The 14,268-nt window shown below is 68.8% G+C and carries 13 protein-coding genes; 5 read left to right on the top strand and 8 right to left on the bottom strand.

All coding sequences use genetic code 11. From position 1 onward, the window contains the following. Positions 1–33: 33 nt before the first annotated feature. On the top strand, positions 34–1,659 hold the full coding sequence (gene rho / locus AC16DP_RS18400; protein WP_329725801.1) for a transcription termination factor Rho: 1,626 nt from the start codon (positions 34–36) through the stop codon (positions 1,657–1,659). 21 nt (positions 1,660–1,680) lie between these two features. Further along, positions 1,681–1,995, top strand: a complete 315-nt coding sequence (locus AC16DP_RS18395) for a hypothetical protein (RefSeq protein ID WP_329725800.1) — start codon at positions 1,681–1,683, stop codon at positions 1,993–1,995. A gap of 160 nt (positions 1,996–2,155) precedes the next feature. Here AC16DP_RS18395 and AC16DP_RS18390 read toward each other — a convergent pair whose 3' ends face one another. The 3 genes from AC16DP_RS18390 to AC16DP_RS18380 are packed head-to-tail and all read right to left on the bottom strand — an operon-like array spanning position 2,156 to position 4,601. Further along, positions 2,156–3,346 carry an AI-2E family transporter gene (locus tag AC16DP_RS18390; RefSeq protein ID WP_329725799.1) on the bottom strand — a complete coding sequence of 397 codons (1,191 nt, stop codon included), beginning with the start codon at positions 3,344–3,346 and terminating at the stop codon, positions 2,156–2,158. 32 nt (positions 3,347–3,378) lie between these two features. After that, on the bottom strand, positions 3,379–3,837 hold the full coding sequence (locus tag AC16DP_RS18385; RefSeq protein ID WP_329725798.1) for a hypothetical protein: 459 nt from the start codon (positions 3,835–3,837) through the stop codon (positions 3,379–3,381). 5 nt (positions 3,838–3,842) lie between these two features. After that, positions 3,843–4,601 (bottom strand): glutamine amidotransferase, encoded by a 759-nt coding sequence (locus AC16DP_RS18380; protein ID WP_329725797.1) that lies wholly within the window; start codon positions 4,599–4,601, stop codon positions 3,843–3,845. A 120-nt stretch (positions 4,602–4,721) separates the two neighbouring features. On the opposite strand from AC16DP_RS18380, the gene AC16DP_RS18375 reads away from it, so the two are divergent. From AC16DP_RS18375 to AC16DP_RS18365, 3 genes are read left to right on the top strand one after another with little or no spacing between them, the layout of a single operon-like run. Further along, on the top strand, positions 4,722–6,212 hold the full coding sequence (locus AC16DP_RS18375) for an aldehyde dehydrogenase family protein (protein ID WP_329725796.1): 1,491 nt from the start codon (positions 4,722–4,724) through the stop codon (positions 6,210–6,212). A gap of 52 nt (positions 6,213–6,264) precedes the next feature. Beyond that, positions 6,265–7,725 (top strand): glutamine synthetase family protein, encoded by a 1,461-nt coding sequence (locus tag AC16DP_RS18370; RefSeq protein ID WP_329725795.1) that lies wholly within the window; start codon positions 6,265–6,267, stop codon positions 7,723–7,725. Positions 7,726–7,734: 9 nt separating this feature from the next. Beyond that, a complete protein-coding gene (locus AC16DP_RS18365; protein WP_329725794.1) occupies positions 7,735–8,919 on the top strand; it encodes an iron-containing alcohol dehydrogenase in 1,185 nt (394 codons plus the stop codon). 131 nt (positions 8,920–9,050) lie between these two features. On the opposite strand, the gene AC16DP_RS18360 is transcribed toward AC16DP_RS18365, so the two are convergent. From AC16DP_RS18360 to AC16DP_RS18340, 5 genes are all read right to left on the bottom strand, one after another. Beyond that, positions 9,051–9,677: a hypothetical protein gene (locus tag AC16DP_RS18360; RefSeq protein ID WP_329725793.1), complete on the bottom strand. Its 627-nt coding sequence runs from the start codon at positions 9,675–9,677 to the stop codon at positions 9,051–9,053. A gap of 142 nt (positions 9,678–9,819) precedes the next feature. Further along, positions 9,820–11,652, bottom strand: coding sequence for an ArnT family glycosyltransferase (locus tag AC16DP_RS18355; protein ID WP_329725792.1), 1,833 nt, complete (start codon positions 11,650–11,652; stop codon positions 9,820–9,822). Beyond that, positions 11,649–12,611 carry a hypothetical protein gene (locus AC16DP_RS18350; protein WP_329725791.1) on the bottom strand — a complete coding sequence of 321 codons (963 nt, stop codon included), beginning with the start codon at positions 12,609–12,611 and terminating at the stop codon, positions 11,649–11,651. The genes AC16DP_RS18355 and AC16DP_RS18350 overlap by 4 nt, the downstream gene beginning before the upstream one ends. Then, positions 12,598–13,110: a hypothetical protein gene (locus tag AC16DP_RS18345; RefSeq protein WP_329725790.1), complete on the bottom strand. Its 513-nt coding sequence runs from the start codon at positions 13,108–13,110 to the stop codon at positions 12,598–12,600. The genes AC16DP_RS18350 and AC16DP_RS18345 overlap by 14 nt, the downstream gene beginning before the upstream one ends. A gap of 25 nt (positions 13,111–13,135) precedes the next feature. Next, entirely contained in the window at positions 13,136–14,173 is a 1,038-nt protein-coding gene (locus AC16DP_RS18340) for a CarD family transcriptional regulator (RefSeq protein WP_329725789.1), read from the bottom strand. Between the last annotated feature and the right edge of the window lie 95 nt (positions 14,174–14,268).

Below are 14,268 nucleotides of genomic sequence, written 5' to 3'. Positions count from 1 at the left end.
GGCGCCCCAGCCAAGCAGCAATCCCCCCACATCATGGCCAAAGCCCGTTCCCCCAAAGAGAAGCTCCTGGTTCCCGTCGAAGTCGAGGACAAGCCCAAGCGTCGCACGACGCGGGCGAAGACCGCGGACCGGGACGACACCGACAAGCCGGCGCGCCGCCGGGCGACGAGCCGTCGGGAGGAGGACACCGACACCGAGACCGAGTCCGAGTCTCCCGCCGTGGCCGAGACGCCGCGCCCGGTGCTGACGCCGATGCCCTCCCACCCCCTCAGAGACGAGGAGTACCAGGAGGTCCGCGCCCACGCCGTGCACGACGAGGAGCCCGCCGCGCAGCCCGCGGCTCCCGAGCCGGCCGAGACGCCCGTGGTCACCGAGGTGACGCGCGACGGCGCTCCCATGCAGGTCATCAAGCTCAATGACCTGAAGCGGATGAAGATCACCGACCTGGCGAAGATGGCCCACGACTTCGGTGTCGAGGGCTACCAGGGCCTGAAGAAGCAGGATCTCATCTTCTCGCTGCTGTCGGGCATCGCGGACAAGAAGTTCGAGGTGCACGCCGAGGGCGTGATGGAGCTGCTCAGCGACGGCTTCGGCTTCCTGCGCAGCGCGGACAGCGACTACCAGCCGAGCCCGGACGACATCTACGTGTCGCCGTCGCAGGTGCGCCGCTTCAACCTGCGGCCGGGCGACACGGTGACGGGCCCCATCCGCCAGCCGCGCGAGGGCGAGCGCTTCTTCGCGCTGCAGAAGGTGGACCGGGTCAACTTCACGGATCCGCTGTCCGAGGCGGCCCGCGAGCGCATCCTCTTCGACAACCTCACGCCGCTCTATCCGACCCGCAAGCTCAAGCTGGAGCACGAGGGCTCGGAGATGACCACGCGCATCATCGACATGTTCTGCCCCATCGGCCTGGGCCAGCGCTGCCTGATTGTCGCGCCCCCGAAGGCCGGTAAGACGGTGCTGCTGCAGAACATCGCGCACGCCATCTCGAAGAACCACCCGGACGTGTACCTGATTGTTCTCCTGGTGGACGAGCGCCCCGAGGAAGTGACGGACATGGAGCGCAACGTGCGCGGCGAGGTGGTGAGCTCCACCTTCGACGAGCCGGCCACGCGTCACGTGCAGGTGGCGGAGATGGTCATCGACAAGGCCAAGCGCCTGGTCGAGCAGAAGTACGACGTGTGCATCCTCCTGGACTCCATCACCCGTCTGGCGCGCGCCTACAACACGGTGGTGCCGGCCTCGGGCAAGATTCTCTCCGGCGGTGTGGACGCCAACGCGCTGCACAAGCCCAAGCGCTTCTTCGGCGCCGCGCGCAACATCGAGGAGGGCGGCAGCCTCACCATCATCGGCACCGCGCTCATCGACACCGGCAGCCGCATGGACGAGGTCATCTTCGAGGAGTTCAAGGGCACCGGTAACTCGGAAATCGTCCTGGACCGCAAGCTGATGGAGAAGCGCATCTTCCCGACGCTGGACATCAACAAGTCCGGTACGCGCAAGGAAGAGCTGCTGCTGCCCGCCGCGGACCTCATCCGGATCACGGCGCTCCGTCAGGTGCTGCACCCGTTCACGCCGATCGACGCGATGGAGTTCGTGCTCAAGCACATGCGTTCGACCGCGTCGAACACGGAGTTCCTTGGCTCGATGAACCGGTAGTCCCCGGGAGGGAGTCGCTCGATGCGCCGCACCCGTTCTGTGTCTCTGTCCGCCCTCGTGCTGGGGGCGGTGCTCGGATTGGCCACCGGGTGCGAGCCGATCGACCCGGACTCCGGCGGCAACCCCGCGCCGTTGTCCAATCGCATCTGCTACCAGGACTCGGATTGCACGGGGAACGCCTGCTGTGGGCTGGGCACCAACCCCACCCACGTGCAGGACGGGCCCGACTGCAGCAACGTGCGGTGCACCAACAACTGCCCGGCGGATGGGCTCGACTGCGGGCGCTGCTACGTCTTCTGCCGGAACTCGCGCTGCGAGGCCGCCTGCCAGGGTTGAGCCCGCCGCAACACTTCCCGTCACCAGCGGAACCCGGGTTCCCCACTCCTCCCTCGCCCTCCGGGAGAGGGTCGGGGTGAGGGTACATGGGTCCGTTCTCCAACCCGTGAGCCAGAGGGGGTGAACGGGTTGGAACCCGCGTCGGGAGAGGGGATATTGGCTACTTCGGCGGCTCCAGGTGCACGGGCACCTCGCCCAGCCGGGGCTGGGCCTTGAGACGGGCGTAGTCGAAGCAGGCCACCACGATGGAGGCCACGGGCACCGCGAACAGCGCCCCCACCAGCCCGAACATCTTCTCTCCGGCAATCAGGCTGAAGGCCACGATGACCGGGTGGATGCGCGCCGCCGAGCCCATGATCTTCGGGTTGAGGAAGTACGCCTCCAGCGCGTGGATGCCGATGATCCACAGCAGGATGGCGAACCCCTTCTGGAACCCATCCGCCAGCGCGATCAGCACGATGGGCACCGAGCTCAGGATCGTCCCGAAGATGGGGATGAGGCTGAACACCGTGGCCACCGTGGCCAGCAGGAACGCGAACTTCACCCCGAACAGCACCAGGCCAATCCCCGTCAGCACGCCGTTGACCATGCAGATGGTCACCTGCCCACGCACCACGCCGGACAGCGAGCGATCAATCCGCTCGAGCAGCAGGTTCGCGTCGCTCGCGTACTCCACCGGCACCAGCGTGGTGAAGTAGCGCACGATGGCCTGCGCATCGATGGAGAAGAACGCCGCCACCATCAGCATGAAGAACATCATGAACACGCCGGCCACCACCGACGTGATGATGTTGCGCGACACCGTGACGATGTCCCCCAGGTGCTCGCGCCCCAGGGCCGACAGGCTCATGGCCGTGTCCTGGATCGTCTTCTCCAGGTTCACCGACAGGCCCGTGGTGGGCACGCCGCTGCGGATGTCCTCGGGCGTGGCGATGGCCACCGGAATCCCATTGGCGCGCAGCCAGTCCTCGGCGCGGTCGGCCAGCAGGTGGATGCGCTCGGGCGTGAGCGAGTTGAGGAAGGCCACCCCATCCCGGCTGATGCGCGCCAGCTCCCGGTAGAGCTGCGGCACCATCGTGATGAAGAACAGATACGCCACCAGGAAGAACAGGGCGTAGATGAGCAGGATGGCCACCCAGCGGGGGATGTTCCGCCCGCGCACCTGCATGTGGCTGATGCGCGTCACCAGCGGGTGCACCAGGTACGCAATCAGCGCGGCGCTCGCGAAGGGCAGCAGCACCGAGTGGAACAGCACCAGCACCGCCACGACGGTCAGCCACAACCCCGCCAGGATGTAGAGGCGCTTGCGGCGTTGCTCCGCCGGGAGATTCAACTCGTGAGGCTGCAGCATGGGCGGGCTTATCGCAGAGGGGAGGGCGGGTCTCAAGAGAAGGGCGTCTGAACCAACCTCAGGCGAGCTTCCAGGCGGTCGAGGCACTGCAACATCAGCCGCCGGTTGACGCGCCCCTCCGTGGCCTCGCCCAGGCCCAGCATGTGGTCCACCATCCACCGGTTGAGAAACAGCAGCACCAGCCGGTCCGTGGGCGCCAGCCCCCGCTCCAGGTAGCGCTTGTTGCGCATGTAGTCGTCGTACGCCTCCAACTCCCGGGCCAGCTCCCAGCGCGACAGCCGGAGCGCCTCGTCGTAGACGGCCCGGACGGGGCGCGGGGGCGGCTCGGTGAAGAGCGGCGCGAACTGGCCTCCCACATCCAGATCGATCTCCTGGACGGGCGGCGGCCATTGCTGGAGGTCCTTGGCGAGCAGCTTCGCCACCTCCTCCAGCATGTGGTCCATGAGGGGGACGGGCTTCGACTCGAAGAGGTAGTCCCAGCGCGAGGCCATACCGTCTACCTACCCCAGCCCCGCCCTGAGGTGAACCGCTCCACGAAATTGCTCAGGATTCGCTGCCCGGCCGGCGTGGGAGCGAGCCCCGCCAGCAGCCGGTTCACCCGCTCCCCGGGCGCATGGCCCCGGCTCGTTGCTTCGACCTCCAACTTCTCCGCGCGGGCGAGAATCAGTGCCCGCATGGCCGCCGGGTGGACCTCCGGGTGGAACTGCACACCCCGGATGAGCGGCCCGAAGGCCAGGGCCTGCACGGCCGTGTTCGCGTTGCCCGCCAGCACCGTCGCCCCCTGGGGTGGGTGCTCGACGATGTCCTCGTGGGTGGCCTGGACGGTGATGCGCTCGGGCAGGCCGTGGAAGAGCGGGTCCTCGCGGCCCGCCTCGCTCAGGGCCACCTCCACGGTGCCAATCTCCCGCCCGTGGGTGTTGCGCACCACACGCGCCCCGTGGGCGTACGCGAGCAACTGGTGCCCGAAGCACACCCCGAGCACCGGGATGCCGTGGGCCGCCGCGTCCACCATGAACGCCGCCGAGCGCTCCATCCACGGCTCCGGCTGCGTCACCGACGCCGGTGAGCCCGTCATCATCACCGCGTCGTAGCCCTCCGCGCTGTCCGGCAACCGGGCGCCCCGGTGTACGTGGAGGATGTCGAACCGGCAGCCTCCGCGCCCCAGCGACTCGACGAACCAGTGCTCGTAATCACCGACGCTCAGCTTCACGGCGTGGGCCGCGTCACCAGCTTTCAAAAGAAGAACGTTCTTCATCTCGCCTCTCGGTGGGCCGGGTTGCCGCCTCGGATGGCGGTCCCTAGCTTCGGCTGCCGCTTCCTGTTGTTGACGCCCGCACGTGCCACCGGTGCGCGCCCGGGCTCCCGAGGAATCTTCATGACCGACGCTCGCTCGCTCTCTCCCCAGCTTCCGGCGCTCAAGCTGCTCATCGATGGCCAGCATGTGGACCCCGTGGAGGGAGGAACCCTTCCCGTGGTGAACCCCGCCACGGGTGAGAAGATCTGCGACGTGCCCTCCGCCACGGCGGCGGATGTGGACAAGGCGGTGAAGGCCGCTCGGCGGGCCTTCGAGTCCGGCCCCTGGGGGCGGATGAACGCCAGCGAGCGCGGCCGCATCATCCGCCGCTTCTCCGAGCTGCTGTGGCAGAACCGCGAGTCGCTCGCGCTGCTCGAGTCCCTGGAGAACGGCAAGACGCTGCGCGAGGCCATGCGCGGCGACGTGGGGCCGGGCGCCGCGACGCTGTCCTACTTCGCCGACTGGGCCAACAAGATCCGCGGCGAGGTGCTGCCGGTGGACGGGCCCTTCCTCACCTACTGTCTGAAGGAGCCGGTGGGCGTGGTGGGCGCCATCGTGCCGTGGAACTACCCCACCTGTCTGGCGTGCTGGAAGCTCGGCCCCGCGCTGGCGGCCGGGTGCACGGTGGTGCTCAAGCCCTCCGAAATCACTCCGCTCACGGCGATGCGGCTGGGGCAGCTCGCCCTGGAGGCGGGGATTCCTCCCGGCGTGCTCAACGTGGTGACGGGCTACGGCGACCCCACCGGCGAGGCCATGGCCCGCCACCCGGACATCGACAAGATCTCCTTCACCGGCTCGGGCCGCACGGCGCGGCGGCTGCTGCAGGCCTCGGCGGCGAGCAACCTCAAGAAGCTGACGCTGGAGCTGGGCGGCAAGAGCCCGCAGATCATCCTGCCGGACGCGGACTTCGAGAAGGCCGTGGAGGCGTGCTTCTGGGGCATCTTCAGCAACAAGGGGGAGATCTGCAACGCGGGCAGCCGCGTGCTGGTGCACGAGCAGGCCTATGACGCCTTCGTGTCCCGGCTGGCCGAGCGCGCGAGCAGGATGAAGGTGGGCAACCCGCTCGACGAGAGCACCGAGATGGGCGCGCAGGTGAGCGCGAAGCAGCTGGAGACCATCCTCGGCTACATCGAGAGCGGCAAGCAGCAGGGCGCGAAGGTACTGGCCGGCGGCTCGCGCGACACCGAGGGCGCCAAGGCCCGGGGCAACTTCGTGAAGCCCACGATCTTCGGCGACGTGCAGCCGCACATGCGGATTGCGCAGGAGGAGATCTTCGGCCCGGTGCTCGCCTGCCTGCGCTTCAAGGATGAGGCCCAGGCGCTGGAGATCGCCAACGGCACACAATACGGCCTGGCGGCCTCCATCTGGACGAGGGACGTGGCCAAGGCGCACGCCATGGCGCGCCGGGTGAAGAGCGGCGTGGTGTGGATCAATTGCTACAACGAGTTCGACGATGCCGCGCCCTTCGGTGGCTACAAGGAGTCCGGTTGGGGCCGGGACCTGTCGCATCACGCCCTGGAGGGTTACCTCCAGACGAAGGCGGTGTGGACGAAGCTGCCTTCGGAGATTTGAGGAAAGGCCGGGCGCGGTCATGGGCGTCGGGCGAAGGAGAGGGAAGAGGCCAATGGCGAACCGTTCCAAGGCGAAGGTCATCACCCTGCCGCAGCCAGCGGGCAGGCGCGCGCGCTCCAAGGACAAGGATCGCGGCAATGTCAGGCCCCTGCGCGAGCCGTCCGACATCGACGTGCTGCACAAGTGGCTCGAGGACAACGGCGTCCGCCAGGTGAAGATCGGCGGAGTGGACGTGGACGGCGTCTGGCGCGGCAAGTACGTGTCCGTGGAGAAGTTCCTCTCCGCGTGCAAGGGCGGGCTCGGCTTCTGTGACGTGGTGTTCGGCTGGGACATCACCGACGAGCTGCTCGACAACACGCGCGTGACGGGCTGGCACACGGGCTACCCGGACGGGCAGGCCCGGGTGGACATGTCCACCGGCCGCATCATCCCCTGGGAGCCGGACACCGCCGCCTTCCTCCTCGACTTCGTCAACCCGGACGGCTCGCCCTTCGAGCCCAGTCCGCGTCAGCTCCTGCAGAAGATCAGCGCGCGCGCCCGGGAGATGGGCTTCCAGCCGAAGTTCGGCGCCGAGTACGAGTTCTTCATCTTCAAGGAGACGCCACAGTCGCTGAAGGAGAAGGGCTACGAGCATCTGACGCCGCTGACGCCGGGCATGTTCGGCTACTCGTGGCTGCGCACCTCGATGAACGCGCCGCTGGTGCACGCCATCATGGACGGGTGCCGGGACTTCGGGCTGGAGCTGGAGGGCTTCCACACGGAGACGGGCCCGGGCGTCTTCGAGGCCGCCATCCGTTACGACGACCTGGAGAAGGCCGCGGACAAGGCGGCGCTCTTCAAGACGGTGGTGAAGGAGATCTGCTCGCGCCACGGGCTCACCGCCTGCTTCATGGCGAAGGTGAACGAGAAGCTGCCGGGGTGCTCGGGCCACATCCACCAGTCGCTGTGGTCGCTGAAGACGCACGAGAACACCTTCCACGACCCCGATGCCCGCGACGGCATGAGCACGACGATGCGGCACTACATCGGCGGCCTGCTGGAGCTGATGCCCGAGTTCACCGCGCTCTACTGGCCCACGGTGAACACGTACAAGCGCAGCGTGGAGAACACGTGGGCGCCCGTGTCGGCCACCTGGGGCAAGGAGAACCGCACCACCGCGGTGCGCGTCATCGGCGACAGCCCCAAGTCCATGCGCATCGAGTACCGCCAGACGGCCGCGGACATGAACGCGTACATCGGCATGGCGGCGAGCCTCGCGGCGGGCCTGTGGGGCATCGAGAACGAGGTGGAGCCCCCCGAGCCGTGCGCGGGCAACGGGTACTCGGCCGAGGCGCCGGTGCTGCCGCGCTCGCTCCGCGAGGCCGTGACGCTCCTGAAGGAATCGAAGCGGGCCCGGCAGATCCTCGGCGAGGAGTTCGTGGACCACTACGTGCGCACGCGTGACTGGGAAGCGCGGCGGTACGAGCGCGCCGTCACGAACTGGGAGCTCGAGCGCTACATGGAGCTGATCTAGGAGATATCGATGAAACCGTTCGACATGCCGAGCGAGCCGCGCATCACCGAGCTGTCCTGGCCCACGAAGATCGTCCTCGGGGCCGGAGCCCTGCAGCGGCTTCCCGCACAGGTGGCGCGGCTGAACATGAAGCGCCCCCTGGTGGTGACCGACGCGGGCGTGGTGAAGGCCGGACTGGCTCAGCGCCTGTACGGTGTCCTCACGGAGGCCGGGGTCGGCTTCGCCACCTTCGAGGAGGTGAAGCCCGACCCCACCGAGCGGGATGCCTTCGCGGGCCTGGAGGCCTACCGGGCCAACAAGTGCGACGGCATCATCGCGATTGGCGGTGGCAGTCCGCTGGACGCGGCGAAGCTGGTGCAGGTGCTCACCACGCACGAGCCGCCCTTGTCGCGTTATGACGACGCCACGGGCGGGGACCAGTACGTGCGCGACAACATGCCGCCGCTGATCGCCATCCCGACCACCGCGGGCACGGGCTCGGAGGTGAGCCGCTCGGGCGTGGCGACGCTCTCGGACACCGGGCGCAAGACGGTCATCTTCAGCCCGTTCCTCATGCCCAAGGCGGCCATCTGCGATCCCGAGCTGACGCTCGGCCTGCCTCCCGGGCCCACCGCGGCCACGGGCATGGATGCCTTCACCCACTGCCTGGAGGCCTACCTGTCCAACGGCTTCCACCCGCTCGCGGACGCGGTGGCCATCGACGGCATCTCCCGCGTGGCCCGCTCGCTGCCCAGGGCGTTCGAGGACGGGCGTGATCTCACAGCCCGCACCGACATGATGGTGGCCGCCATGGAGGGCGCCATGGCCTTCCAGAAGGGGCTCGGGGCCTGCCACGCGCTGGCGCATGCCCTCACGCCCATCTCCGGCGTGCACCATGGCCTGGCCAACGCCATCGTCCTGCCCGTGGTGATGGAGTTCAACCGCCCCGTCAGCACCGCGCGCCTGGCTCGCGTGGCGCTCGCCATGGGGGATACCTCGAATGCTCGGGAAGAGGTGCTCGCGGGCAATGCCATCGAGCGCGTGCGCAAGTTGAACGCCGTGATTGGCATTCCCTCGCGCTTGCGTGACGCGGGCGTGAAGGAGCAGGACCTGGTCCGCATCTCCGAGAAGGCCTTCGTGGATGCCTCGCACCGCGCCAACCCGCGCCCGTGCACCCAGCAGGACCTGCTCGCGATGCTCCGCGAGTCGTTCTAGTCAGGCTCCGGGCCCTCTCCTTGTCACAGCGGGGAGGACGGGCCCGGATACCCTCACCCCGTCCCTCTCCCGAAGGGAGAGGGGATGTTGGGGCGAGTGGGGCGATTGGAACTGCTGAGGGGTGGACGGCGTTACTTCACGGCGTCCGTGGCCGTCGCCGTGCCGCTGCCTCCACCATTCGGCGGCGGCGTCATCTTCGGCGGTGCCACGTCCTGCCCCGGATCCTCCACATCGGCCTCCTCGGTCTGGCTGCCTTCGGCGGCTCCCTCGATGTCCGTGGTGCCCACCACCGCTCCCGTCACCGGCTCGCCTCCCGGCTTCGGCGTGAACTCCAGCATCTCCACCGACACCGAGCCCGGCAGCCGGAAGTCCATCGCCGTCAACCGCGGCTTGTCCCTCAGGTCATACAGCTGCTGCGCCACCGAACCCGCCTGGATGCGCTGGTCCGAGAAGAGGATGTACGCCTTGACCTTTCCCTCCTCCACCGGCACCCGGAAGCTCGAGTTGTAGATGCGCTTGCCGGCCTCGCATTTGATGGACCGGTTCTCCCGCGTCATCGTCAGCTGCCGGATGATGCCCTTCTCCGACACCGTGAAGAGCATGCAGTAGGGGTACTGCCCCGGCGCCGGGACGATCTCCATCGTGGAGCCGCTCACCGCCTTGAGCTCCGCGCGTCTGGCCACCGCCGGCTTCTGCTCCTGCGTACAGCCCACCGCGCCCAGTGCCACCACCGCTACGGCCTTCATCCACCGAGTCATGTGCCCCTCCAGAAGACATCCACCATGGTCGTGACCCGAGCCTAACCCGGAACTCATGCGTCCTGCCCCGGGGGGCTACCCGCCGTCTCGCCTTGAACAGTCAGTGAAATCGCCACCGCGCGCCTACGCGCCGCGTCATCGCTCAACGGCGCTGGTAGACGACGATTTGCGGCGTCTCGTCCAGGTACAGACCCGTACTCGGCGTCCGAGTCCCGTAGGCCTGCCAGACGTTGAACTCGTGCTCACGGAACTCCTGGTGGTACTGGTACGCCGCCACGTCCGAGTCGAAGGGCCCACCCGGCCGCAGGTCGCTCCGCAGCATCCCGTTGTTCTGGTAGTCGCGGAACGACAGGCCGTGCACCTCGTGCAGGAAGACGCGCCCGTTGCGCGGTGCGTGCTCGTTGATCCACGGCAGCACCGCCGTCACGTTGCTCGACCAGAACTGGCGCTGCATCCCCAGCGACGCCGCGCCCGGCAGGCCTCCCGCCAGCTCCGAGTAGAAGCTCGTCCCGTATGGGAACACGCGCACCAGCCCGAGCAGCGCCGGCAGCATCAGCAGCGCGAAGACGGGCGCCGCCACCGCCGCCAGGGAGAGCCTCGGCCAGCGCACGCGCAGCCGCTCCACCCACGCCTCGCAGCCCCGCGTCACCGCCACGCCCGCCAGAATCCCCAGGAAGGGCATGGACGGCAGCCAGTGCTTCACCCCTCCGAAGTGCGGCACCCGCGGGTGGCTGATGATGAGGAGGGACGCCACCGCGTTGAGGCCAATGAGGCACTCGGCTATCGAGGGCACGCGCACCAGGGACTTCGTGCGCTCGAAGCGGCTCAGCACCGCGCGGCCGGCGAGCGCCAGCCATCCCGTCACCATCGGCACGAAGAGGCTGGTGGGCACGGTGAGCGCCGTCTTCACCACCACGTACTCGAGCGGGAAGGGCGGCTCGCGCAGCAGCTTCCCCAGGTAGAACCAGGTGTAGTGGTTGTGGGTGGCGTGGAAGTTCAGGTACCAGGCCGTCCGGTCCACCGGCGCGTGCCACAGGTAGGGCCAGTGCAGGTAGAAGATAATGGGCCCGAACACCGCCATGGTGGCCAGCGGCAGCAGGGCGAGCGCCGAGGGCGGGTGCACCTCGTTCTGCAGGTGCAGCATCCCCAGGGCGCCCACCGCCAGCACCGCGAAGAGCAGCGTGTGCGGGCTGAGCAGGAAGAACTTCCGCTGGAAGTCCTCGAGCCCGAGGCTCACCACCAGCAGCCCATACAGCACCGCCACCGCGACGAAGAGCCCCAGCACGCGCCACAACCAGACACGCGCCTCCGGCTTGTCCACGGTGGTGGTCCACGCGCGCCACAGCGCGAAGGGCGCGAGGATGAAGGGCAGGAAGAGCGCGTTGTGCTTGGTGCACAGCGCCAGGCCGAAGAAGACGCCGCACAGCACGCCCCAGTTCCGGTCCTCCAGTGCGCGCCAGAAGGCGTACACCACCAGCAGCCACATGGCCGCGATGGGCATGTCGAAGCAGGCCAGCTCCGCGTTGAAGTACTGGCGCGGGACGAGCAGGAAGGAGAGGGCGGCGAACAGTCCCGCGGTGCGGCCATACACCGCGCTGCCCAGCAGGAAGGTGAGGGCGGGCACCAGCGCCGACAGCGCGAAGGCCGGGAGCCGGAAGGCCGCCGCCGGGCGCAGCCACCCGAGCGTCTCGTGGAAGAGCAGGTGCGAGAGCCCGAACAGCTCCTTCATCAGCGCCGGGTGCTCGTGGTTGTAGTCCCACGCGCGCACGATGGCCGCGTCCGTGAGCGCCCGCGCGGGCTCGTGGAAGAGCTGTTGGAACCAGCGGGCATAGCCCTCGCCCGCGTAGAAGTAGACGCTCTCGTCGCGCGTGAAGCCCACCGCCGACTCGGTGACCCACAGCGCCACGAAGCCCAGCACCCACAGCCCCAGCGCCAGCCAGCGCTCGTCCCGCGTCGCGGCCCGGCCCGCCGTCATGTGCCCTCCCTGGAAACCACCGCCCCGTCTCCGAGCGCGAACACGTCCAGGCACACCTGCCGCCGCTCCGGATTCTGCGCCCGCACCCACACCTTCACCGTGCGGGGCTCGCCCGGCGGCAGCGCGCGCCATGCCTTCTGCAGGCCCTCCAGGCCCGGCGGTTGCGCAATCTCCAGCAACGGCTCGCGGGTGGCCGCGTCCTCCACGCCGTAATACGCGGTGCTCAGCTGCGCGTCGTGGTTCGAGGCGAACTCGGAGATGAGGCCGCCCTCCAGCCGCAGCTCCGTGCCCGCGGGCACTCCGGCGAACTCGGCCACCAGCCGCTGTGTCCCGCCCGGCGCGTGCATCCACAGGCAGCGGCGCGGCTCGAAGTGGATTTCATGCCACTCGGGCGCCACGTACAGGTGCGGCGGCCCGGGGCAACGGTGCACCCGTCCGTCGAAGGGGCAGTCGGTCCTCGTCCCGTCCTGGGCCTCCAGGTAGACGTGGGCCTTCGCGTACGCCTCCGACGCCACGAAGCGCCGGGGCCGGTAGCGGCCGTTCTCGTACAGCGTCAGCTCCAGGTTTCCCGCGCGACGCGGTGCTCCCACGGCGGTGCGCCCGGGCAGGAATGCGGCCCGGAAGTCCGCTTCCCCGGCCCGAGGCAGCTCCGGCTGGCCCAGCACCCAGATGCGCGGGTGCGCGCTCAGGTCGTCCTTGTCCGAGCCGAGGTACCCGTACACCGGCAGCTCCGGCGGCATGTAGAGCCGGGCGCGCTCGGTCCACCACGGGAAGAGCAGCACCGCGTCGCCGGGACGGGCCTCGGCACGCAGCCAGCCCTCCACCTCGCGGTAGTCCGCCTCGGAGACGAGGCGGCCGGGCAGGCGGAGCTGGAAGACGAGGCAGACGAGCGCGACGAGCAGCAACCCCCCCAGCTCCACCAGGGGAAGGGCGCGCGGGAGGGACCTAGGACTTCGCAAGGCGGAGCTTCTGCTCGCTCTTGTCGCGGCAGAAGGTGCAGAAGGTGGGCTCACCCGCGGAGAACGAAGGCGTCCAGGGTGGATACATGGAGCAGCGCGGATCCAGGCAGTGGTGCAGGCCCCACAGGTGGCCAATCTGCTGCAGCGCGTTGCGGGCCACGGGCTTGAAGGACGTCTCGAGGTCCTTGTACCCGTGGGTGCTGATGATGGCCCGGCTCTTGTTGTACCAGGCGAAGCCCGGGGTGGGCCCCTTGCCTCCGGCCAGCTCGCGCTCCTTCAGCTTGCGCGAGGTGATGAAGAGGACCTTGTCGTCCTCATAGGCCCGGATGCCCTTCATCTCCGTGAGCAGCTTCTCGGCATCCAGCGGGTCGGACATGCCCGCGGGCACCTCCTTCTGGCCGGAGTGCTCGCTGCCCACGCCAAACGCCGTATAGAGCGTCTGGCAGAGCTTCGCGATCTGCTTTTCGTCGAAGGAGTCCAGCGTCACGACGCGAATCACGGGGCGTCACCTCGAAAGACGGGTCTCACTCATCATCGGCCTCGATGTCGTCATCGAGGTCGGCATCCTGGTCCTCTGCCTCCTCGGTCTCGGGAGGCTTGGCCTTGGGCGGGCGGCCGCGCTTCTTGGGCGCGGGCGCGGCGGCCTCGGCACCCTCGGCGGGCCTGGCCTTGGGCGGGCGGCCGCGCTTCTTCGGCGCGGGAGCCTCGGCGCCCTCCGGCTTGGGCTTGGGCGGACGGCCCCGCTTCTTGGGCGCGGCGGCCTCGGCGCCCTCCGGCTTGGGCTTGGGCGGACGGCCCCGCTTCTTGGGCGCGGCGTCGGCGCCACCCTCGGCGGGCATGGCGGCGGCCTTCTTGCGGGGCTTCTCCTCGCCCTCCTCGTCCTCCTCGCCGGCTTCCTCGGAGGACTCCTCTTCCTCTTGCGGAGCCTCCTCCTCGTCCGGAGGCAGGTCCAGCTCGCTGTCGAGCCCGAGCAGGTCGGCGTCCAGGCCGAGATCCTCGTCGCCCTCCCCAGGACGGGGCGCGAACTCGGCGGCGGTGCGCTTGGGACGCTCGCGGCCGGGCGGGAAGAGCACCAGGTCGATGGCGTCCTCGGCGTTGCAGTCCGAGGTGTTGAGCGCGGCGGCGATTTCCGACACCAGCAGGTGGCGAGCGTTGTCGTACAGCTCACGCTCCTTGGTGGGCAGCGGGCGCAGCTCGCTGAGCACCTGCAGGCCCTTGACCACCTCGGCCATGCCGATGAGGCCACCCTGGGCCATGCGGTCCTGGTTGGTGCGCGCGCGCATCTTCCAGTCCAGGTCCGCCTTGTCGCTGTCGGAGCGCAGGAACTCGAAGACCTGTTTGACGTCCTCGGGGCCCGCCACCTTGCGGACGCCGATGGAGATCACCTTGGTCTGGGGCACCATCACCTTCGCCCCATCCTCTTCCCGGTGCATGGTGACGAAGGTGAGCTTCTGACCAGCCACCTCCTTCACATCGATGGCCGAGACGCGGCAGACCCCTTGATTCGGGTAGACCACCCGGTCGCCAACCGCGAGCTGGAGTGACGCGGAGCCTTCTGGCATGTCCCCCTCATGAGACGCGAGAGCAGTGAGAGGTCGTAGCATCAACCCTCAACGGATGCCACGACTTACGAGGGGCGGATGTCCGGTCCCAGGAG

This window comes from Archangium sp. (assembly GCF_057119385.1).
This window is presented reverse-complemented; position numbering and strand designations above follow the sequence as displayed.